General features: G+C 58.0%; 19 protein-coding genes. 3 read left to right on the top strand and 16 right to left on the bottom strand.

The window, feature by feature from the left end; all coding sequences use genetic code 11:
* Positions 1-377 precede the first annotated feature (377 nt).
* The gene (locus tag QEH54_RS19765; protein WP_309020442.1) at positions 378-2297 is read right to left on the bottom strand and encodes a DUF5060 domain-containing protein; all 1920 of its coding nucleotides are present in this window, start codon (positions 2295-2297) and stop codon (positions 378-380) included.
* 117 nt (positions 2298-2414) lie between these two features.
* Between QEH54_RS19765 and corA the strand changes: the two genes are divergently transcribed.
* Entirely contained in the window at positions 2415-3581 is a 1167-nt protein-coding gene (gene corA / locus QEH54_RS19770; protein ID WP_309020443.1) for a magnesium/cobalt transporter CorA, read from the top strand.
* Between the two features lie 41 nt (positions 3582-3622).
* Here the strand turns inward: corA and QEH54_RS19775 are convergent, their stop codons facing one another.
* The 11 genes from QEH54_RS19775 to QEH54_RS19825 all read right to left on the bottom strand — a co-directional run bounded on the left by QEH54_RS19775 (position 3623) and on the right by QEH54_RS19825 (position 13633).
* Positions 3623-4366: a type 1 glutamine amidotransferase gene (locus QEH54_RS19775; protein ID WP_309020444.1), complete on the bottom strand. Its 744-nt coding sequence runs from the start codon at positions 4364-4366 to the stop codon at positions 3623-3625.
* Between the two features lie 147 nt (positions 4367-4513).
* A complete protein-coding gene (locus tag QEH54_RS19780) occupies positions 4514-5101 on the bottom strand; it encodes a hypothetical protein (protein ID WP_309020445.1) in 588 nt (195 codons plus the stop codon).
* 22 nt (positions 5102-5123) lie between these two features.
* A complete protein-coding gene (locus QEH54_RS19785; RefSeq protein ID WP_309020446.1) occupies positions 5124-5660 on the bottom strand; it encodes an RNA polymerase sigma factor in 537 nt (178 codons plus the stop codon).
* Between the two features lie 202 nt (positions 5661-5862).
* Positions 5863-8196: a response regulator gene (locus tag QEH54_RS19790; protein ID WP_309020447.1), complete on the bottom strand. Its 2334-nt coding sequence runs from the start codon at positions 8194-8196 to the stop codon at positions 5863-5865.
* Positions 8193-8768 (bottom strand): YfiR family protein, encoded by a 576-nt coding sequence (locus QEH54_RS19795; protein WP_309020448.1) that lies wholly within the window; start codon positions 8766-8768, stop codon positions 8193-8195. The genes QEH54_RS19790 and QEH54_RS19795 overlap by 4 nt, the downstream gene beginning before the upstream one ends.
* Before the next feature lie 257 nt (positions 8769-9025).
* The gene (gene gmk / locus QEH54_RS19800; RefSeq protein WP_309020449.1) at positions 9026-9640 is read right to left on the bottom strand and encodes a guanylate kinase; all 615 of its coding nucleotides are present in this window, start codon (positions 9638-9640) and stop codon (positions 9026-9028) included.
* A gap of 42 nt (positions 9641-9682) precedes the next feature.
* The gene (locus tag QEH54_RS19805; protein WP_309020450.1) at positions 9683-10228 is read right to left on the bottom strand and encodes a hypothetical protein; all 546 of its coding nucleotides are present in this window, start codon (positions 10226-10228) and stop codon (positions 9683-9685) included.
* A gap of 19 nt (positions 10229-10247) precedes the next feature.
* Positions 10248-11609 carry a tRNA (N6-isopentenyl adenosine(37)-C2)-methylthiotransferase MiaB gene (miaB, locus tag QEH54_RS19810; RefSeq protein WP_309020451.1) on the bottom strand — a complete coding sequence of 454 codons (1362 nt, stop codon included), beginning with the start codon at positions 11607-11609 and terminating at the stop codon, positions 10248-10250.
* Positions 11610-11748: 139 nt separating this feature from the next.
* Positions 11749-11904 carry a hypothetical protein gene (locus tag QEH54_RS19815; RefSeq protein ID WP_309020452.1) on the bottom strand — a complete coding sequence of 52 codons (156 nt, stop codon included), beginning with the start codon at positions 11902-11904 and terminating at the stop codon, positions 11749-11751.
* A 63-nt stretch (positions 11905-11967) separates the two neighbouring features.
* Positions 11968-13104: a tetratricopeptide repeat protein gene (locus QEH54_RS19820; protein WP_309020453.1), complete on the bottom strand. Its 1137-nt coding sequence runs from the start codon at positions 13102-13104 to the stop codon at positions 11968-11970.
* 67 nt (positions 13105-13171) lie between these two features.
* Positions 13172-13633 (bottom strand): abscisic acid-deficient protein Aba4 family protein, encoded by a 462-nt coding sequence (locus tag QEH54_RS19825; RefSeq protein WP_309020454.1) that lies wholly within the window; start codon positions 13631-13633, stop codon positions 13172-13174.
* A 110-nt stretch (positions 13634-13743) separates the two neighbouring features.
* On the opposite strand from QEH54_RS19825, the gene QEH54_RS19830 reads away from it, so the two are divergent.
* Together QEH54_RS19830 and cmoA are read left to right on the top strand one after the other, a co-directional pair.
* A complete protein-coding gene (locus QEH54_RS19830) occupies positions 13744-15030 on the top strand; it encodes a class II aldolase/adducin family protein (RefSeq protein ID WP_309020455.1) in 1287 nt (428 codons plus the stop codon).
* Positions 15031-15045: 15 nt separating this feature from the next.
* Positions 15046-15771: a carboxy-S-adenosyl-L-methionine synthase CmoA gene (cmoA, locus tag QEH54_RS19835; protein ID WP_309020456.1), complete on the top strand. Its 726-nt coding sequence runs from the start codon at positions 15046-15048 to the stop codon at positions 15769-15771.
* A 318-nt stretch (positions 15772-16089) separates the two neighbouring features.
* Here cmoA and QEH54_RS19840 read toward each other — a convergent pair whose 3' ends face one another.
* From QEH54_RS19840 to QEH54_RS19855, 4 genes are read right to left on the bottom strand one after another with little or no spacing between them, the layout of a single operon-like run.
* Complete coding sequence (locus tag QEH54_RS19840; RefSeq protein WP_309020457.1) at positions 16090-16503, bottom strand: DoxX family protein; 414 nt, start codon at positions 16501-16503, stop codon at positions 16090-16092.
* Positions 16504-16516: 13 nt separating this feature from the next.
* Positions 16517-18085, bottom strand: coding sequence for an FMN-binding glutamate synthase family protein (locus QEH54_RS19845; RefSeq protein ID WP_309020458.1), 1569 nt, complete (start codon positions 18083-18085; stop codon positions 16517-16519).
* A 27-nt stretch (positions 18086-18112) separates the two neighbouring features.
* Positions 18113-19552 carry an aldehyde dehydrogenase family protein gene (locus QEH54_RS19850; RefSeq protein WP_309020459.1) on the bottom strand — a complete coding sequence of 480 codons (1440 nt, stop codon included), beginning with the start codon at positions 19550-19552 and terminating at the stop codon, positions 18113-18115.
* A 25-nt stretch (positions 19553-19577) separates the two neighbouring features.
* Positions 19578-21227 (bottom strand): acetolactate synthase large subunit, encoded by a 1650-nt coding sequence (locus QEH54_RS19855; protein WP_309020460.1) that lies wholly within the window; start codon positions 21225-21227, stop codon positions 19578-19580.
* Positions 21228-21254: the final 27 nt, after the last annotated feature.

The raw sequence follows: 21254 nt of genomic DNA on the forward strand, positions 1-21254 counted from the left end.
CGCTCCTCTGCTGGGTCGAAAACGGGACGGCGGACATCCCAATTTTGGGACAGGCCTCGACGCTAATCCGATCGATGGGAAAGCCCTAAATTTCTTTTCGCTCATAATCAGCGACTTGCGACTTTCTTGGTAACCGTGGCACGGGGCGTGTTTATACATGGGTACACACTCATTGAAACACTCAACGCTCAACCAAGAAATAACATGATCACTGTAGTACTCATCTCCATTCTCATTTTCTCGGCTCTCGGATTTACCACCGTACTGGATCTCGGCCGCTAGGAAAACACCATACGCATACGCATGTATCGTATTCAAATTTCAATACCGAGGCCTTGTTCGCGAAGCAGCGACCGAGGCCTCGTTTCACAGGTCCACTAGGGAAGAACGAGTTTCGCAGCCCAATCGCTCATCACCCCCTTTTCCATTTCCGGAAAGCTCGGCGTGTCGAGTTTTCCTTGCAGGTCGCTTTTGACCTTCACCGGCGAGTCCCATTCTCCAGTCCGAGGATTGTACCAGATCCACTGATACGTAGAGTTCGGCTTCATGCCGGAAATCGTCGTTTTCACGGCGCCGTTTTCGAAATAGAGCAAGGCGAACGAACGATCTTCCGTTCTCATCATGAACGACCAGCCATCCAATCCGTCGTCGAAAGCGAACTTGGATTCTCGTTTCTTCAGCGAAGAGGACGCTAGCAGCAGATCCTGATAACGGGCGCCCTCCGAAAGAGCGAATCGCTTCAAGTGCTGCATCTGGCTGCCGGATTCGTACTTGAGAGCGGTCCAGATGTGCGGACGCCAACCGGACGGTTCGCCGGTGGTAGTGATATCGTAGGCTGCGGTTCCATGGACATGGCCAGCCAAACCGCCAGAGAGAAACGAACCGTACATCTGCGACCTGGCGAAGTAGTTGTCCCGATCGGAATTCGCCTCGGGCGTCTCCCCGCCCGGCCGATTGATCTCATGATTCCAGCCCGTGTAGTATGGCTCCAGGTTCGCCGCAGGATACGGATTTTCCAGCAGAAAGATCTCTTCAATCGATGCGTAGATGGCGTGATTTCGAGGCTTGTTCCCCACCGTATGCATGGTCAGCCAAGGGCAATCCTCGCCATGGCCAAAGCGCTTGTAGGTGGAGCTGTCGATCAATGCGGTATACGGCTGACCAAAGGGCAGGCCACCGTATTTCTTTCGGTGATACGTCAAAGCCGCGTTGAATTCATGCTCGGTGAGGCTGAACTTTTCCGGGATCCAATCCAGATGGATGCCGCTGAAAATGATATTGTACGCTCCGTATCGAGCGATCAAATACTGTACGAACCTGGAGTAGGATTCGTCGAAATTGAAATAGGCTTTCCAGGCCGGGGCGCAATCGCGACGAACCGTCTCCAGAAACGGAGCGAAGCCCTGTCGAGAAAGGTGATGCATCTTTCGGTCAAGACTGCGAAAGTAGGAGGGATTCAACCGGTTGAAATCGGGCAGTCCCTCCCGGTCTGCGAAGACTGCGAAAGGACGATTTCCCTGCTCGTCATGCATGTCCTTCGCGGTCGTGATGGCTCCATCCGAGGTGCTGATGGTAGCGTTGGCCGCCCAATGGCCGAACTTTTCCCACGCGTTTCGAATGAATACGCCGTCCTGGTTAGCGTAGGTCGCTCCGCGATGGTCCGCCTCCCAGTTGGGAAAGGCCGCGACCATGCTGACCGAGTTGTAGCCCTGCCGCTTACGGTAGGCGACCGCTTCTTCGAAGCTGATTCCAGGCCCGGGCGTGTAGTCCTCGGATACGGTTTCGCCCTTCCACGGCAAACGCCAGGTGGCCCCTGCAAGCCAGGTGTCGCCGGTGAGAAAGAAGGGCGTTCCATCGGCATACTGCAAGGCCCGTCCGTTCGCGGTCGCCCGAAGGAAGCCTCGGCGATTGGGATTGGCCTGCTTTTCCGTCTCGGTCCAGGCCACCGCTCGAAGCGTTCCCGTTCCTCCATTCAAACCGGGATCCTCGGTCTGGTTTGAAGCAATAGTCCAACTCCATTCCCCCGGTTGCGTGGCCACGAATCGGATCTTGTAGCTCGATCCTCCGTCCCAGAAACCATAAACGCGTCGCTCGCCATCGGGGCCCCGCAAGTCGATCCAGCAGTCCACCTCCATGTAGGGATTCTCGTATTCCCCCTGGGCTTCCAGCAGGATTTCCTGCATTTCCCAAACGCGAGCCTCTCCGGGCTGCAAGGACGCCTGGGCATTCGCTGCGGCCAACAGAGCCATGAGCAGCGCCAACAAACTAAGAGAGTAGGTGTGAAAAAACATCGGCATGGTGCATACTTTCCCTATGGTTAGCCCGCAAGCACGCTCTAGAAAAAAGCGGTCTAACTAAAGGCGTCGGGCGTCGCTTTCCTAAGACAAACGACATCGTACACCAACCCTAGATCTATGACAAACCCTGTCGAACCACAAGATACCCACCGCCACCGAACCCTGTCCGGCACCGTAAGCGCCGTATCCAAGTTTCTCGCGACGCCCGTAAGCCGCTCTCGCAAGAAGAAGGCCAACGTGGGCAGCTCGCCGGGCATCGAATTCGCCAAAGGCGTCGACCAGCGCCCCGAGGCGGACGCGGTTAGACTCGAGTGCATCGACTTCGGGAAGGAGTCCATGGTGAGGCACACCTTCTCCAACGTCGAAGAGCTGATCTCCCATCCCCTCTCGGCCGATTGCGACCACCGTTGGATAAACGTCGAAATCCTCCACCCCTACATCATCAACGAGCTTCGCAAAGCCCACCAGTTCCATACCCTGGCCGCTGAGGACGTGCTCAACACGCCGCAGCGCCCCAAGCTGGAGCTCTACGAGAACCACAGCCTGGTCATCGCCGACATGGTACGCATCGTCAACGAGGGCGAGCTGGTGAGCGAACAGGTCAGCTTCATCGTAATGGAGAACCTCCTCATCACCTTTCAGGAAAAGACCGGCGACGTTTGGGATCCGATCCGAGAGCGTATCAAGAAACCGAATTCACGTTTTCGCTCCATGGGCATCTGGTACCTAGCGTACGCGCTGTTGGATGCGGTCGTCGATAGCGTGTATCCGATTCTTGAGCACTACGGCGACGTCCTTTACGGATTGGAACAGCAAGTGATGGAGGACCCTAAGCCGAGCATTCAACAGCATATCTACCTGATCAAACGCGAGCTCTTCAATCTGCGTCGCTCCATGTGGCCCGTCAGGGAGCTCGCCAGCAAGTTGGCGATGGATGAGGCCTCGCCCGCTCCACCTGACGTTCGCGTATTCATGAGGGACGTACAGGACCATTCCGTGCAGATCATCGACCTGATCGAAAATTCGCGCGAAACGGCCAACGGACTGCAGGACTTCTACATATCCATCGTCTCCAACCGAATGAACGAAGTGATGAAAGCCCTCACCATCATGGCGAGCCTCTTTCTACCCATCACCTTCTTCGCAGGCGTCTACGGCATGAACTTCGATGTGCTTCCCGAGCTGCATTGGGACTACTCGTACCTCGTCTTCTGGCTGGTCTGCATCCTCTCCACGGGAGGCCTGCTCTGGTACTTCAAGCGAAAGGGCTGGATCGGAAAATAAGGCCCCCTTCCTCGAAACGCCCCCTTGAGCGGGGCCCTTGCCTAGACCACAAACGAGTTGACCTTCACCCGCTGGACGAAGTTTCGGAAGACGATGGGCAGGGCCTCGCACTCCGTGGCCTCCAAGATGCGGGACTGCTGCTCCGTCACTTCCGAGACAATGCCCTGCTGCATGAAAGCCTGCCAAAGATAGCGAAGATCGCTGGCGGTCATCTCTGGATGAAACTGCACGCCTGTCAGCAACCCTCGAAACGAAAACGCCTGCACCGGGGTGTGGGCGTTGGACGCGAGCAGCTCGCAGTCGGGTGGCAGGGTCAAAACAGCGTCGGAATGGGTTTCAATCGCCCAAAGACAACCGCTCGCGATGCCCTTGAACAAAAAGTGCTCCTTGCCTTTGGCGGTGATGCGAATCGGCGGCGCCCCCAGCTCCATGCCGTCCGGATGGCGAGCGACATGGCCGCCAAGAGCCCGTCCCAGCAGTTGGGCCCCATAACAAACCCCTAGCAACGGGATCTGGCTGTTCCGGCAAATGGCGATCAAGTCGAGCAGATGATCGTTGAATCCCGTGTCCTCCCAAGCGGACGCTTCAGATCCGCCCAGCACCACCCCGTCCGCGGCAAGGGCTTTCTCGCAAAGGTCCGGGTCCGCGCCTCCAACGAGCTCGATCCGCAACGAATCGATCCCGCGAAACTGGTTCAAATAGCAGCTCTTCGAGGTCCAAACGTCCTTTCCTGCCGCGTCGCGCAGCGTCAATTCGAGCGGATCTATGACGAGGAGATTTACCATTTCGCTATTCAATACGGGAAGGAGGCCGATGGTTCGAACCTCCCTTCAAAACATCTCCAAATGGCGCAATTCACAAAAAAAGGCGACCCCGAAGAGCGCCTAGAAATGTTGATTCACAGCATTTTACCGCTATGGAAACGCGGGCTGCTACTCGACTAGAGCGAACAGTCGATCCGAGTCCTCCCACATGCGAACGTCGTTCGCGTCAAGATGGACTTCGTTTTCAGTGGCCTTGAGCTCCGAAAGCGGGCCTTTCAGCGAAGCGATGTAGAGCGAGCAAAGCACCCCGCTGGAGCGATTCCTCACCCTGAGGTGCACGCCCTGCTGCCCTTCCAGCCAGCAGTAGCGAGCGCCCACCACCTCGTAAGCGGAGAGCAAGCCCTGCTTCACGTGCGGCGTGACGGAAAACGCCAAATCCTTCAGCCCGTTCTGCACCGCGTCGAAGCTGCTGGCCTCGATGTCGAAGGGGCGATCCCCATTGTGACGCATGGCGATTTCGCCAGCCACCTTCTGAGCGAACTCCGAAACGTCGTAGCGCTTGGCGAGTTCGAAAGACATCAGCATTACGAAAGCAGCCGCCACCGCCACTGGAAGCCATGGCCTCCACCAGGCGTCGCGGTCATGCTCTTTTTTTTTCTCCCTACCGCTGGCAAGGATTCGCTCCACCGACTTTCTCGAAAGCTCTTGCGCCAGAAAGCAGTCGCGGAATTTCTGATCTAAGTCTTGCTCGTTCATTATCCAATGTACCCTGCCCTAACTACGAATGGCTGGAGTCCTTGAATTCCCCTCCGAACGCTTTCGCAAGTTTCTGACGAGCTCGGTGGATGTGACTAAGAATGGTGCCGCGAGGAGAACCGGTCTGATCTGAGATCTCGGTCGCAGTATATCCTTCGACCACGTTGAGATACAGCGCTTCGCGTTCCTCAGGACGCAATTTCTTCATCACGATCTCCATGTCCATGGAAACGCCGTTGGCTTCGGATTTGCCCGGCTCCGGAGACTTCTCCAAAGGCTCGAACTGCACGATCTTGTTGCGGCGCTTGATGTCGTAGAAAAGGTTTCGAATGGTGCGAAACAAAACCGGGGTCCCCTCCACGCGCCCGTAGGCTCGCTGCAGTTTCAGCCACGCTTGCTGAACGAGGTCCTCCGCGTCTTGGTGGTGACGGGCGATCGAAAGCGCATAACGATAACCGGCTTGTATAAGCTCGGTTTCGTCCACAACCGCTCGAGCTGGATTGGCGTTGCTCATGGTGTTCTCGGATTCGACGGAAACTGTGGCTGCATTTGCGCTCATACTCAATTCGGATTGTTTGCTTGGTGTCACTGGAGGCGAGGACATTATCGTGGATCGGCGATGAACCACTACCCGCTATACGCAGGTCGGGCACAACTGATTGCTCGTATTAGCTAGGAATATGCGAACATCCTCTCGTAAATCAATCATTTCCGGAAATTCGGCGCCTAAATCTGGTTTTGAACTAGGGTTGAACCATTTTCTAGCTCGCCAAATAGCGACGCACGTAGGTCTCCAGCTGCTCGAAGCGAACCGGCTTTGAAATGTACCCGTCCATGCCCACGCGCACGCATTCCTCCCGCATGCCCGCGGTCACGTGAGCCGTCATCGCCACGATGGGCACGCGGCGTTCCCCATTCTCTCCCTCGCGAATGACTCGTGTCGCCTCCAGACCGTCCATCAGAGGCATGCGGATGTCCATCAGCACCAGGTCGTAGCGATCCTGCTTGAGCTTCTCCAGAGCGACGAGTCCATTTTCCGCCCATTCGTAGGCGACTCCCATCTGAGCTAGGTTAGCGGCGACCAAGCGCTTGTTTTCGACGTCGTCCTCGACCACCAGCACGCGACAGGAGCTGGCGAAGTCGAAGGCGACCATCGACTCGCTCTCCTCGCCCTCCGGCTCGGGCGGCCCTACTTCGCAGCTTTCCACCAACGCAACCGGGATTTCGAACTGAAAGGTCGATCCCACACCGAGCTGGCTGCTCACCTCCATCCTTCCGCCCAAACAGTCAATGATGCGCCGGCAAATGGAAAGCCCCAGCCCAACCCCTTCATGCCGACGCTGCAGCGACATGTCCAACTGCGTGAACGGCTCGAAAATGTACTCCAGCTTCTCTTCCGCGATTCCCTGACCGCTATCCTCCACCGACATTCTCAGACGATAGCCTGCGTCCGTCTCGAACAGACAAGCGTCCAGCCATACCTGCCCTTGCTCCCGATTGTACTTCACCGCGTTGGACAGCAGGTTCAACGCGATCTGGCGTATCTTTCCTTCGTCCGACTCTATCGCCATCCCACGCGGCAAGCAGTCCAAATCGAAACGGCGAAGGCTTACGGACACGCCTCTGGACGTCCCGCTGCGGGCCATCATCTCCACCACGTTTTCGCACAGCTCCCGCAGATCGATCGGCTCCTTGAGCGCCACCATACGGCCAGCCTGGGCTCGCGTGAACTCCAGGATATCGGTGATCAAGGTCAGCAGATGCTCGCTGGACCGCCGGATGGAGCGCAGCATGCCCTGGCGTTCGGCATCGAGGTCCGACTGCATCATCAAATCCACGAAGCCGATGATCGGGTTGAGCGGCGTGCGCAGCTCGTGGCTCATGACCGACAAGAATTCATCCTTGGAACGATTCGCCTCCTCGGCCGCCCGTTTGGAGGCCAACAGCTCCTCCTCGCCTTTCTTGCGGTCGGTGATGTCCTGAAAAAGTGCTAGATAGGAGCAGCCGGCGTCCGATCGAGCGCTTCGTACCCGCCTGATAGATACAATGACATAGATATTTCGCTCTTCGTCCCCTCGCAGCCAAAACTCCCCGCTGTACCCTGGGGAGCATCGATCGCAAATCCCAGCGAAACCTCGCTCTTCGCCTTGAGGGCCCGTATCCAGCCAATCGTCGAACCGGCTCGACAAGAGTTTCCCGTAGTCCACCTGAAGCTGCCGACAGAGCTGACCGTTCGCTTCCATGAACGAACCGTTCTCGTCCAGAATCGCCATGCCCACGATGCCGAGTTCGAAATAGCCGCGAAAGCGCTCTTCGTTCGCTCGGATGATGTCATCCCGTCGCTCGATCTGCTGCATCATTTCGTTGAAGGAATCGACCAGGTGGCCCACTTCGTCGTCGTGGGCCTTGGCTTGCCGTTGCGAGAAGTCTTGCTCGCGCGAGATGCGCCTCAACGTATCGGACAGTTCCAGGATCGGCTGCGTCACCACCCGACTGAGCCGGGCCGAAACGATGAACACCACGATGCCGCCAATGATCAGGGTCAGCGCGATGAAACCCGCCTTGAATCCGAAGCGCCAATACTGCTCGCTGAGGTCGCCCACCAGATAGACGTAGGCTTGCGGCTGGACGGAGTCGCTCCCGTTCAAGGCGTCCTCGTAGTGGATGGGGTAGCGGGCCACGATGAGGGCGTCGAAGTAGGAAATCGTGACGTCCTGATCGACCTCCCGCAGATTCACGGACATCGGCAGGGTTCCACTGGAGACCAGCAACTGTCCATCGGCGTATCTAACTTCCCCATACAAAAGGTCGCCTTGCTTGCGAAACGCCACCAACGGCTCCTTGGCGTCATCGGCGCGCTTGAATTCGATGGCTGGGCTGATGAAGCTCCTCAGCACCGGCGACAAGGAGCGATAGTCCTCGATGAGATCCCGACGGGCCGTCACCAGCTCAAAAACCGCGAGCGATACCACGGTGACCATGGCCACGATGCCACCGGACATGACTAGGATGGAGGCGATTTTGCGTTTGAGCGAGAGCTCGCTCAAGGCGTCCTCGACTCGCTTCCAAAGGCCTTTGCCCATGCGGCCGATCATCGCTTGCCTCCGATCCGAACCTGGTCCGCCAAGCGCAGAAAGCTGGATTTGAAGTCGAGTCCCACCGCTCGAACGTTGTCGAGGTCCACATCGAAGCTGCCCTGGCTGCGTTTGGTCTTCAGCCGGATCATGCCCCCGCGATCGAGAAACGCGTCATCGTAGCCTACCAGCACGACCGGCTGGCTCCGCAGCTGGTCCATTAGCTCCTGAGGAACGCGGCGACTCTCCTCGGCGAAAAAAACCAGCTTGAGCTGGCGCGTGTCCACGCTGGGATCCGACAGGTCCACCACCCGACAACGGGCTCCCGCGCTCTCGCCCAAGCCACGGCAAAGGTCGCTGAACGCCTCTCGATACCTTCGACCGGCGCTGGAATTTCCATAGACGCCAATCACCAGCTCCCCCTCATCGGCCACCATCTCCTCCGGCCACTGGGCGTAGCGGAGAAACTTGTAGGACAGGATTGCGTAGAGGCTCTCCTGCGACACATCGTCGCTCGCTCCAGCCGCTTTCGCTCCACAGAAGCACCAGGCAAGCAAGCAGACAAGCAGGTGAACGAAGCAGATCCTCTTCATGGTAGCAAAGCGCGTCTTCGGGACCTGCGAGTCATTTGAAGGGGTAGTAATACAATTGGGACGTAGGTAGCTTTAGCTCAGTGAACAAATCGATCTAGTCCGCCCAACCAAAGCAGAAACACGGATAACGCAACCCGCTACGATTGTAAATACAGGCCTCCAAGCCTCGCAGTCCCAATCGGCCCGTTTAGGCAACTCCTGCGCGACCCTCGGCGAAAACGAAATCCAGCCCTTCCGCCCTTTTGTCGAGCTAACGGCTAGACCAGCCGTAGGGCCCGCATCTTCTCTGCCTGCACGATGCTGCGCAACGAGGCGTAATCCTCGTCCTTGCTTCGCGTGGAGATCACGTAGTCGAACTCCGGCCAAAGCGTCACTTCCTTCCGGGCCGTGCGGATGCGACGCTCGATCTCCGCCTCGTCATCCTGTCCTCGCTCGCGCAGGCGCCGGCGCACCACCTCGAGGTCGGTCGGCAGGATGAAAACCGTCACCAACCGCTGGCAGATAGCAGGGTCCGCGTTGGCCGCTTCCCGGATGTTGGCCACGCCCTGCACGTCGACGTTCATCACGAGGTCGATATGGGCGTCGAGCTTGTCCTGGATGACTTTCTTGAGCACGCCATAGCGGTTGGTGTGAACCTTGGCCCATTCCAGAAACTCGCCGTTGGCGATGGCCTGATCGAAGCGCTCGTCGGAAAGAAAAAAATAGTCCACCCCGTCCCGCTCTCCCTCGCGCGGAGAACGCGTGGTGCACGTGACCACGCGCTCGGTGTTTTCCGTTTCAGCGACCAGACGCTCGCAAAGCGTGGTTTTTCCGCTGCCGGCCGGACCTGCCAGCACCAGCAGCAGCGAGACGTGTTCCTTGGGGGACTTCATATCCATGTACAGAGGCTTGAGGTCTCTTGACGATGTCGCGACCTAGAGCGCGAAGGCCACACCGCTCAACAAGGCGCCGTAGATGGCCAGCGCGGTGGCCAGCTTCTTGGCGCGCGATTCCCGATTGAACAGCCAAGCGAGGAAATCGCGCAGGCGAAATGGGGCGTAGGCGAGATAGAGCGCGAACACGATGCCCAGATAGGTCGGGGCCACCAGAAGCAGCCTCATGGGCTTGTCGTACTGCATCCAAGCGCTGTCCAGCAAGCTGTTGGCCAAGAACAGATAGAGGATGCTCGCCGCCCGCACCGAAAGAAAGTCCGGGGCGTACTTGAAGGTGGCCAGACCCAACAGGCCGAAGCCGATCAGAATGTACTGCTTGAAATTTCCGTAGTCCGCCGCCCCGAGGTGAAGGACCTTCCACGCGGTCCAGGTCATGGCTACGATCATCAGCACCACGCCGGCCTGGGAAGACCGGGGAAAGGTACGCGCCACCGCGGAAACCGGACCATACTTAAAGAGCAAAGCCCCTCCCATGAGGAGAAGGGCCAATCCGAAAAAGAGGGTCGCTTGAAAAAGGGTCAGTTCCACGATTGCCAACAAGAAAGGCTCAGCGCTCTACCCCCGCAAGCTCAATGTCGCCGTAGAGCGAACTCACCGTGGCCCGATCAACCTTCAGGTCAACCAGTTGCCCGATCAAGCGCTCGTCGGCGTCGAAGATGGCGGTGCGGAAGCCGCGGGTCTTGCCGGTGAACTTGTCGCCCTTCTTGGCCGGGCCTTCCACCAAGACCTGCTGCGTGGTGCCGAGCAGGGACTCGTTTCGCTTCAGCGAGCTCTTGTGCAGGATATCGAGCAGCACCTGATTGCGGCGCTCCTTTTCCTCGGTCGGGATCTGGTCGGGCATCACCTCGGCCGGAGTGCCGGTGCGGATGCTGTACTTGAAAACGTAGGCCATGTCGTAGCCGATTTCCTCGAAAAACTTGGCCGACTCGTCGAAGTCCTCCTCCGTCTCGCCCGGAAAGCCCACGATGATATCGGTGGAAAAATACATGTGCGGCACCACCTTGCGCAGCGATTCCACGATCTCCAAATAGCGCTCCTTGGTGTAAGGACGGTTCATGGCCCGCAGCGTCTTGTTGCAGCCGGCCTGCAGCGGCAGGTGCACGTATTCGCAGAGCTTCGGCAGGTCGCGGTAGGCCTCGACGAGGTCCTGCTTGAAGCCGCGCGGATGGGGCGAGGTGAAGCGGATGCGCTCGATGCCGCGGATGTCGTTTATCTTCTCCAGCAGCTGCACGAAGGGGCTTTTGCCACCCACCACCGGAAAATCGCGACGCCCGTAGCTGGTCACGATCTGGCCGAGCAAAGTCACTTCCTTGACCCCGCTTTCCGCCAAACCGGTCACCTCGTCCACGATCTCCTCGATGGGACGAGCTCGCTCGCGGCCGCGGGTTTTGGGCACGATGCAGAAGGCGCAGTTCATGTTGCAGCCCTGCATGATGGAAACGTAAGCGCTGACCTGCCCCTGCTTGCCGATGTGGTCGCGGATGGTGTTTTGCGAACCGGCTTCCTCCGCCAGATCCACGATGGAGCTGGGACGCGGGCCCTGCCCGTTCATGCTCTGGATCAGGTTGTCCAAATGATCCGGCACACGGTGAAACTTCTGGGTGCCCACCACCAAGTCGAGGTCCGGCAAGCGATCGATCAGCTCGCTACCGCGGTTTTGGGCCATGCAGCCCATCACTCCGAGCAGGAAGTTGGGATTCTCCACTTTGCGCTTTTTCAGGTAGCCGGCCTTGCCGATGGCCTTCTGCTCCGCCTGGTCGCGCACGCTGCAGGTATTGAGCAGCACGACGTCCGCATCGTGTTCGTTATCAACGATGCTGTAGCCACGATCGCGCAACGACGACGCGACTTGCTCGCTGTCACGCTCGTTCATCTGACAGCCATAGGTCTTGATGTATACGCGGTTCATGGTGAAAAGAACCCAAACGCCATAGAGCTGCCTCGCTTTAGGTCAACTCATTCCTAAAGAGCGGTATTAGCCAGTCTTCGCGCTTTAGGTCGAGGCGCCGACCCGACAAGCCCTCACTTCCTCCATCCCGGCCAACCACCTACTCCGCCGCCGTTTCGCTGGCCGTTTCCGCGGAGCTGGCTGGCTTGCCGCGATTCGCGTTGATCTGCTTCTGCACCACCACCGCGATCAGACTGATTAGAAACACGAACCCAATGATCGCCGTCACTACCCACTTGCCGTTCTTCTTGCTCATCGAAGGATCTAGACAGCAACGCGTTCGCGGCGAGACAACTGTAAAACGCCGCCGGAGAGACTCTTATTTTCCAGCGAGGGACTTTTTCACCTCGGCTGCGCGTCGCTGGGCCGCCTCATGGACGCCTGGGTAAGTCGAGTCGATGCTCGCCCAAAGCTCCAGCGCCTCCTTCGCTTCGCCCCGGCCGAGCAAGGCCTCCGCCCGAGCATGCGTCGCCCAAGCGAGCCGGGGAGCAAGAAACTCGAAGCCCGCGGCGACCTCCTCGATGGTCTCGATCGCAGCGAGCGTATTGTCATACTCGCCCAAAGCGAGGGAACTCCAAACCCTGGTTTCCAGCGTCCTCAGACGAATCGCCGGAAAATCGGAAATCCGCCCATCGGCCACCACCTCGCCCGCGAGATCCCAGGCCCGCTGGGCATTTCCCAGCCCTCGCTCCAATTCCGCCCACATGGATCGAAACTTCAGGTTACCAGGATAGCGCCGAGCCAGCTCCGCAAACTCGTCGCGGGCCGCCTCGCGGTCGCCCACCAACTCGATCTGGATTCCGCCCAGGTAGTACCCGGCGTCCACTCGACAGAACAAGCCCTCCTGCTTCAAGTCCTGCATAAACCGAATTCCGGTATCCCAATCTCCCTTGAAACGCATCAAAAACGCCAGCGGCTTCAGGTATCCAGGAGTCTTGGACAGATAGCAGTTCGCCATGCCTAGCGGCAGCTTGGCATCCGCATAGCGTGGCGATTTCTCCAACAGCTGACGCATAGTCTTGAGACTGCCTCGGCTCTTCCAGAAGGCCGCCCACCAGCGATGATGATCGACGTAGTAGATAACCTGAGACAGCTCGATCATGGCCACTACGAACTGGGCGTCGCTGTCCTCGGGATGCTCCTTGCTAAAGTCGACCGCCTGCTTCAAGGCTCGACTGGAAACGCTCTCGAAGCGCTCCTTTGATTCCGTGTCCCATTCCAGGTAGTTCTGCTTCCAATACAAGCGCCCGACTTCCAGCAACCCAGGAACGGGAGATTCGGGATACTTCGCCTTGAGACCTTCAATCGCTTCCTCCACCGCAGGATCCAGATTGTATCCGAGATCAATCACCTGCTCGATCTCGGCTCGTCTCACGCCGAGAAAGGCGTCGGCGCGAAGCGAGCAATCGAGGCAGAAAATCGCTAGAAGGGCAGCGGTGGTGAATCGAGCGAGCATAGATGGAGGGGAGGCAAGCGGATCGTCGTTTCTTAGTCCAGCAAAGCCCTCGGATGTTCACTTTCTCTCACGACAATCGTCCCCGGATCCTAGCTAGCCAGTACCGCCCCGCGAAGACCAGCATGCCTATCGGTCCCGCCAGCCAAACCAATACCAGCTCGCCCCGCACCTCCCAGTTTCTGGCCCTGCCAAAGCGCGCGATCCAAATCCCCACGAACAAGTCGACCGCAAGGCGATGCATCCATAAAGCGATGAACAAGATAGGATGAGCCCAGTACCGGCGCACGCTCTTCATCTCCACCCCGTCCAAAACGGGCAGTCCGGTCAGATCGTCCGCCAAATAGAGCAGATAGAGATAGAAAACGCCCAGCAGCGGCGGCCCCACCCAGAGCTGACACAGCCAGCGCGCCGCCCGACTCTTCGGCCAGAACAGCATCAGCAGCCAAAACGGGGTCGTGGCCAGCGTCGCCACCCAAAACAGGTAGTTCAGCTCGCGACTCCCGAAAAACTCCACCAGCCAGACCTTCATTTTCGCGACCACCGTAGAGCCATCCTCCGAGCAAGCAAGCCGAGGCCACGGAAACCCAAACGGCGAATCCGTTTGTGCTCCGCGGCAATTTCCGTAACTAAGCCCAACCTATGAATTTCGATTTCATGCACCCCCGCGATCAGCTGCTCAGCATCATGAATCGCATCTACCAGTTCGGCATGACCACCACTTCGGGCGGCAACATTTCCCTGCGCGAGTCCGACGGCACCATTTGGATCACCCCAGCTGGGGTCGACAAGGGCTCGCTCACCTGGGACGACATCGTTCGCGTGCTGCCGGACGGCACCGTCGACGGCCGCCACCGCCCCTCCTCCGAATTCCCCTTTCACAAGGCGATCTACGAAGCCCGCCCCGATCTCAAGGCTATCGTGCACGCCCACCCGCCTGCCCTCGTCTCCTACAGCATCGTTCGCAAGCTGCCTCCCACCCGCATCGTGCCGCAGGCCTACGAGGTGTGCCAAAACATCGACTTCGCTCCCTACGCCCTTCCGGGCAGCGCCCAGCTCGGGCAAAACATCGCCGAAACTTTCGCTCGCGGCAACGAATGCGTGCTGCTGGAAAACCACGGCGTGGTCTGCGGCGGCAAGGACATGCTGGACGCCTTCTGGCGCTTCGAGACCCTGGAGTTCTCCGCCCAACTGGCGATAAAAGCAGGCCGGCTGGGCGAGGTAAAAGAACTCACCCAGGAACAGGTCGATCTCCGCCACCAGAGAAAGCACCTGCTGCCAGAGTTCGATCCAGGAGAACGTAGCAGCGCCGAAAAAGCCGGCCGCCGCAACCTCTGCGAAATCATGCACCGGGCCTACGACCATCAGCTGGTCTCCAGCCTCGAAGGCGTGGTCTCCACCCGGCTGGACGAGGAGAGCTTCCTCATCAGCCCGACGCTTATCGATCGCCAGCTGCTCGACCCCTCCGAAGTCGTATTGATAAAAAACGGACAGCGCGAGCGGGGCAAAGTCCCGTCTCGAGCGGTTAAGCTCCACGAAAAGGTCTACCGCGAACACCCGTGGATCAACGCCATCATCACCGCCCAGCCGCCCTCCAGCGCCGCCTTCTGCCTCACCGACACTCCCTTCGCCACCCGCACCATCCCGGAGAGCTACATCCTACTGCGAGACATCCCTCGCCTGCCGTTCGGCGCACAGTACACCAACGAGTCAGCGGTCTCCTCAGCCATCGATGCCAAGACGCCCGTACTGCTCATCGAGAACGAAGCGGTTCTCGTAGTTGGAAAATCGCTACTGGAGGCCTACGATCGCCTCGAAGTCGCCGAATTCAGCGCTGGCTCTCTCATCGATGCCTATTCTCTAGGGGGACTTGTGGAAATGGACGATCAGGCCATCGACGAACTCAAAGAGAAGTTTCTCGGAGAGTAATTCCATCTAAATACGATGTCGCAGGATAAAGTCTACGCCACGCCCAAAGAGCAGATCAAGGCCTTCGCCTTCGACAGCAAGGTCGCGAGCGTATTCGACGACATGATACGTCGCTCCGTCCCTGGCTACGGCATGACCTTATCCCTGCTGGGCATAATCGCCCAGCACTACGCCCAGCCCGGCACTCGCGTCTACGATCTCGGCTGCTCGCTTGGCGCCGGCATGGTAGCCATGGGCAGCAATCTGCAGACGTCCGAGCTCGAGTTCGTCGGCATCGACAACTCGGAGGCCATGCTGCAGCGCTGCCGCAGCCATCTGGTCGACCTGCAGACCCGCTATCCCGTGACCCTGCATTGCCAGGACATCCAAGCCACACCCATCGAAAACGCCTCCATCGTCGTCCTCAATTTCACTCTCCAATTCATCCCCATCGAACAACGACTTGAGCTGCTCACCCGCATCCACGACGGCCTCGCTCCCGGCGGCGTGCTGGTGCTTTCGGAAAAGATCCAATTCGAAGACCCGCGTATCCAGGAAGACCTGACAACCTTGCACCACGACTTCAAGCGGGCGAATGGCTACAGCGACCTGGAAATCTCGCAAAAGCGCAGCGCCTTGGAAAACGTGCTTGTCCCCGAAACCATTCCTGCCCACGAGCAACGCCTCGACCAAGCCGGCTTCGCCCGCAACGAGATCTGGCTGCAGTGCTTCAACTTCGCTTCCTTCCTCGCGTTTAAGTAACTTCCTCCCACGAATAACACGAATCGTCGCGAATCTCGAAAAAAGCATTCGAGTCCATTCGTGTAATTCGTGGGCAGAAAAAAATGGCACATCGCCAAAAGCAGCGGAATAACGACCCAAGAGCAAATTACCTCGAAGGTGGAACGGCTCGTCCCGAGACGTTCGAGAAACGTGAATCAAGAGAAAGCGGTCGTCTCGGGGACGAGCCGACCCACCCACTCGAATCGTCGCGAATCTTGCTAAAGCAATCGCGAATCTTCGTGAAGATTCGTGATATTCGTGGGCAAAATCATGTATCCACTTTCTTCCTCGCTTCAGCTAGTCCGTATCCGAGCGATGGCTTTTTCCGCCGAACATCGCGTTGAGAAACAGGGCCTTCTCGCGATGAAGAAAAGCGATCGCGGCGCACAGAATCCAGCTAGCGATCGCCATCAATGCCGACGGCATCGCGGGCCCCGAGAACCCAAGCTCAGTCGCGTGGGCGATCAATGCTCCGCTCATCACGCCCCATCCCAAGATCGCGCCCCAAACCACGCCCTGCGGCGTAAGCAGAAGCAACACCGTGATCAACTCCAACATCGCCACGATGTACCGGCCGCTCGGCTCCATGCCTAGCGTAGTGAAATTTTGGATAGCCGCATCTGCGGAGCTAAACTTGAAATAAACCGCCGGGCCTAAAATCAGAGCCACCACGATCCGTAAAATCCAGCTTATCAAGAGAGAGGGTTTCATAACGGAGAGAGGGCTATTGGTTGGAACGCAGATCCTGCAAAGGCTTCCGCAGCCCCGGTTCATTCTCCACCATCTGGTAGAGGTTGCAAACGGACGGAATAAACAGGTCGTCCACGGTCAACTCCGTGGGACAGGACTTGCCGATCGCCACCACCACTTCGTCGAGGTCGTGCAAGGTGTTTTCGATATAATGCTTCACTCGCTTGGCCTTGTCCTCGATCACCAAGCCTGCTTGCAGCTTCGGGTTCTGCGTCGTGATGCCAACCGGGCAGGTGTTGGCGCCACATTCGCGAGATTGAATGCAGCCGAGGGCCAGCATGAATCCGCGAGCGCTGTAGATGGCGTCCGCTCCAAGGGCGAACGCGATGCTTTGCCGGGCCGCGTTGATTAGTTTGCCGGCCGCGAACACCTTCACACGATCCCGCACGCCGAGCTCTACCAATATCTTCACCACTCCGTGCAAGGCTGGAAAAAGCGGCATGCCGACGTAGTCGATAAACGTCTTAGGAGCCGCCCCGGTCCCCCCTTCTCCCCCATCGACGCTTATCCAATCTGGAAACACATCCTGGCGAATGCACTCCTGCACGAAGTCCTTGAATTCGTCCAAAGAGCCGATGCACATTTTGCAGCCGACCGGGACATCCACCAGTTTTTGGATACGATCGATAAAGGCGATGGTGGAAGGCAAATCGGAGCACTCCTTGTGATACGGCGGCGAGATGGCGTCCTCTCCCATCTTAACTCCGCGCATCTCCGCGATCTCCTTGGATATCTTTTCCTTGGGAAGCATTCCGCCCTTGCCGGGCTTGGCTCCTTGGGAAAACTTTATCTCCACCATTTTAACCTGAGGATTTGCAGCGATCTCCTGCAGCTTTTCTGGCTCGAAATCTCCATCCTTGTTTCTCACTCCGAACTTCGCCGTTCCGAGCTGAAAAATGATGTCCGCATCCTCCATGAAGTGATATTTTGGATACCCTCCCTCGCCGCAATTCATGGGAATCCCCGCAGCGGCAGCTCCGCGGGCGATGGCCCGAATAGCATGACTTCCCAAGGCCCCGTAGCTCATGCCGCTCACCATGAACGGCTTGGTCAACACATAGGGCTTCTTCACTCCTCGTTCCTCGCCCACCGTCAAACGATAGGGCTTTCGTCTGGAAACAGGCGTGGGAAACATGGAGTGACGCAGCTTGATCTCGTTGGCGTCGTACTCCATCAAGGAACCGAACGAAACCACCGAGTCCACGTTCTTCGCCTTGCGATAGACTTCCGCCCGCTCCAAGCGATTAAACGGTCTCTCCTCCCGGTCTCCCATAAACCAGTATTGGCGAAACTCAGGACCGAGACTCTCGATCAGGTACCGCCCCTGCCCCAGCAACCCGAAGTTGCGCAAAATGGAATGCTCCTTCTGCACGTGGCGGTAGAAGAAGTTCACGATCAGCAAAAAGAAGGAAGCGACGGTGAGGAAATGAAAGTAAAAGGAAACAAAATACCCGGCCGCGAAAAAGGCGATCGGCAGTAGCGCTACCACGACGTTCGTCGTCGAGGCGAGCTTATGAAGGTCGGTTCTAAGGGCTTTGGGCATGCTTTCGTATTCAGAAGTTAATCACGCCTATGCTGAACGTATAACGAGCGTTCGAATCTCAGTCATATCCTCGATCGCGTAGCGCAGACCTTCGCGGCCGAGACCGCTATCCTTCACCCCTCCATAGGGGAGATTGTCAACCCGCCACGATGGCATCTCATTGATCAACACCCCGCCGACTTCCAGCTCGTCCCAAGCCTTCATTGCATGGTCAAGCGAGGGAGTGAAGACACCCGCGTGGATTCCGTATCGACTGTCATTGGTTTCTCGCAGGGCTTCATCGAAATCGGAAAACGTATCGATCACCACTACCGGCCCAAACGCTTCTTCGGCTTGCAGTGGCTGGTCCTTCGGCACGTTTGTCATCAGAGTCGGCTCTACCACCGCCCCGTCACGGCCGCCGCCGCAGAGGATCTTCCCTCCAGCCTCCTTCGCCTTCTGTATCCAGTTTTCCAGACGCTCCGCTTCCGATTCGGCGATCATGGGTCCCACGAACACGTCCTCATCCGCCGGATCGCCTGACTTGAGCTGCTTGGTGGCGGATAGCAATTTGGAGACAAAGGCCTCTCGCTCCTCCTCGTGCACCAATAGGCGCTGCACCGAGATGCAGCTCTGGCCTGACTGATAGAACGCGCCCGTCACCACTCGTGAAACCGCATCTTCGAGATCGGCTCCCTTATCAATGATGCAGGCCGCATTGCCTCCGAGCTCGAGCACCACCTTCTTCTTTCCGGCCTTCGACTTGAGCTTCCAGCCGACATCGGGCGAACCAGTGAAGCTCAAAAGCTTCAGCCGCTCGTCTTCGGTGAAGAGGTCCGCACCATCGCGACTGCAGGGCAGTATTGAGAAGGCGCCTTTCGGCAAATCCGTTTCCGCCAGGATCTCCCCTATCATGAGGGCTCCCAATGGCGTTCGGCTGGCGGGCTTCAATACGAACGGGCATCCAGCCGCGATAGCAGGCGCCACCTTGTGAGCCGTCAAATTCAGCGGGAAATTGAAGGGCGAGATAAAGGAGCACGGACCGATGGGCACGCGTTTATACATGCCTCGATAGCCCTTAGAGCGCTCGCTTATTTCGAGATTGAGCACCTCGCCTTGGTGATCGCGAACCGCTTCCTCCGCCGCGATCTGGAAGGTTTCGATCAATCGAGTCACCTCTCCGCGACTGTCCTTGATCGGCTTTCCCGCTTCGATCCTCAAGACATCAGCGAGCTCCTCCGCTCGTTCTTCGAAGCGTTTGACACAATGCAGCAACACCTCCTTTCGCTCGAAGGGAGCGAGCTTTCGCATCGGTTCCGTCGCTTCGACCGCCGCTTCGATGGCCTTTTCAATGACATCGGCGTCCGCCAACGCCACTCGCGTCACGACTTTGCCGGAGTACTTATCGGTCACCTCCAAATCCTCGTTGGCCGCGACCGGCCGGTTCGCCAAGTAGTAGGGATAACGTTCCTTGAGGGCGGTTTTCATAAATCTGCTTTGGTTAGGGGTTAGCTCACTCGCTTATTTCCGAGCTCGCTCGCGGAATGTCTTCGAAGAGGGCCTGCCTGTTGAGCGAGTAGTCCACCGGCAAGTCGATCAAGTGCACACCGCCACTACTGTAACACGACTCCAAGGTTGGCACCAACTCTGAGGTCGCTTCGATGCGATGCCCCGTAGCCCCATAACTGTTGGCGTAGGCCACGAAATCCGGATTCTTAAACGACAGCCCGTAATCCTCGAATCCCATGTCAGCCTGCTTCCAGCGAATCATGCCATAGGACGAGTCGTTGAGAACCAGAACCACCAAATCCAAGTTCAAGCGAACCGCAGTTTCCAGCTCCTGCGAATTCATCATGAAGCCGCCGTCCCCGCAAATCGCCATGACCCGCCGCTCGGGATACACCAGCTTAGCGGCCATCGCGGACGGCAGCCCCGCCCCCATGCTAGCCAGCGCGTTGTCGAGCAGGACCGTGTTCGGCAGCGTCGCCAGGTAGTCGCGGGCGAACCACAGCTTGTAGATTCCGTTGTCCAGAGCGATCACCGCTTCGTCCGCCATCGCTTCACGGAGCATCACCACCAGATGCTGCGGCAACATAGGAAAACGATCGTCGCGGGCCCGCTCTTCTCCGTGGTGAATCCTCCCCTCGCGGGCCTTCATCGCCACCTTGAAGTCCCAATGCGCTTGCGGCTCCAAACGCTGATTGAGCTGCCAGATCGTGTGGGCGATGTCCCCGATCAGCTCCGCTTGCGGGAAGTAGACCGGATCGATCTTTGCGGGAACGAAGTTGACGTGGATCACGGTCCGCTCAGTCGAATTCATAAAAAACGGGGGCTTCTCCACCACGTCGTGGCCGACGTTCAAAATCAAGTCCGCCGACTCCAAGGCGCGGTGAGGAAAATCGCCATCCGACAAGGCCGCGTTGCCCACGAAGAGTTCATGGTTTTCGTCAACCACTCCTTTTCCCATTTGCGTAGTTACAAATGGGATACAAAGCTTATCCACGAACTCCCGCAGCATTTTGCAGGTCATTTTTCGATTCGCCCCAGCGCCGATCAAAAGAATCGGACAATTGCTGCGTCTCAGCAGTTCACACCCTTCCAGAAGGGCTTTCTCTTCCACCACAGGGCGGCGACGGGAACTGGCCAAGATTGGCTTGAGATCCTCAACCTCCTCGCGCGCCACGTCCTCCGGCAATTCGAGGTGAGCCGCTCCCGGGCGCTCCTCCTCCGCCGAGCTGAACGCGTTTCTTACCAGAGAGGGAATCGAACTCCCGCTCACGATCTGCTTCGAATAGTGAGTCAATGGCGCCATCATATCCACCACATCGAGAATCTGAAACTGCCCTTGCTTGCTGCTCTTGATCGGCTTCTGCCCCGTAATCATCACCAAAGGCATCGCTCCCAGCTGCGCATAGGCGCCCGCCGTCACAAGATTAGTGGCCCCCGGCCCCAGCGTGGCGAGACAAACGCCTGCCTTCCCGGTCAAGCGTCCATAGGTCGCCGCCATGAACCCCGCCGCTTGTTCGTGCCGCGTCAGCACAAACTTGATTTTAGATCGAGAAAGAGAATCCAGAAAATCTAGATTCTCCTCCCCTGGAACGCCGAAGATAAATTCGACGCCTTCCGATTCGAGACAGTCTACAAGCAGATCCGAGGATTTCATAAAAGGAACAGGAGTAATTTCCCTGCC

Origin of the sequence: Pelagicoccus sp. SDUM812003 (assembly GCF_031127815.1) — a bacterium.
In the GTDB taxonomy this organism is placed as follows: Bacteria; Verrucomicrobiota; Verrucomicrobiia; order Opitutales; family Opitutaceae; genus Pelagicoccus.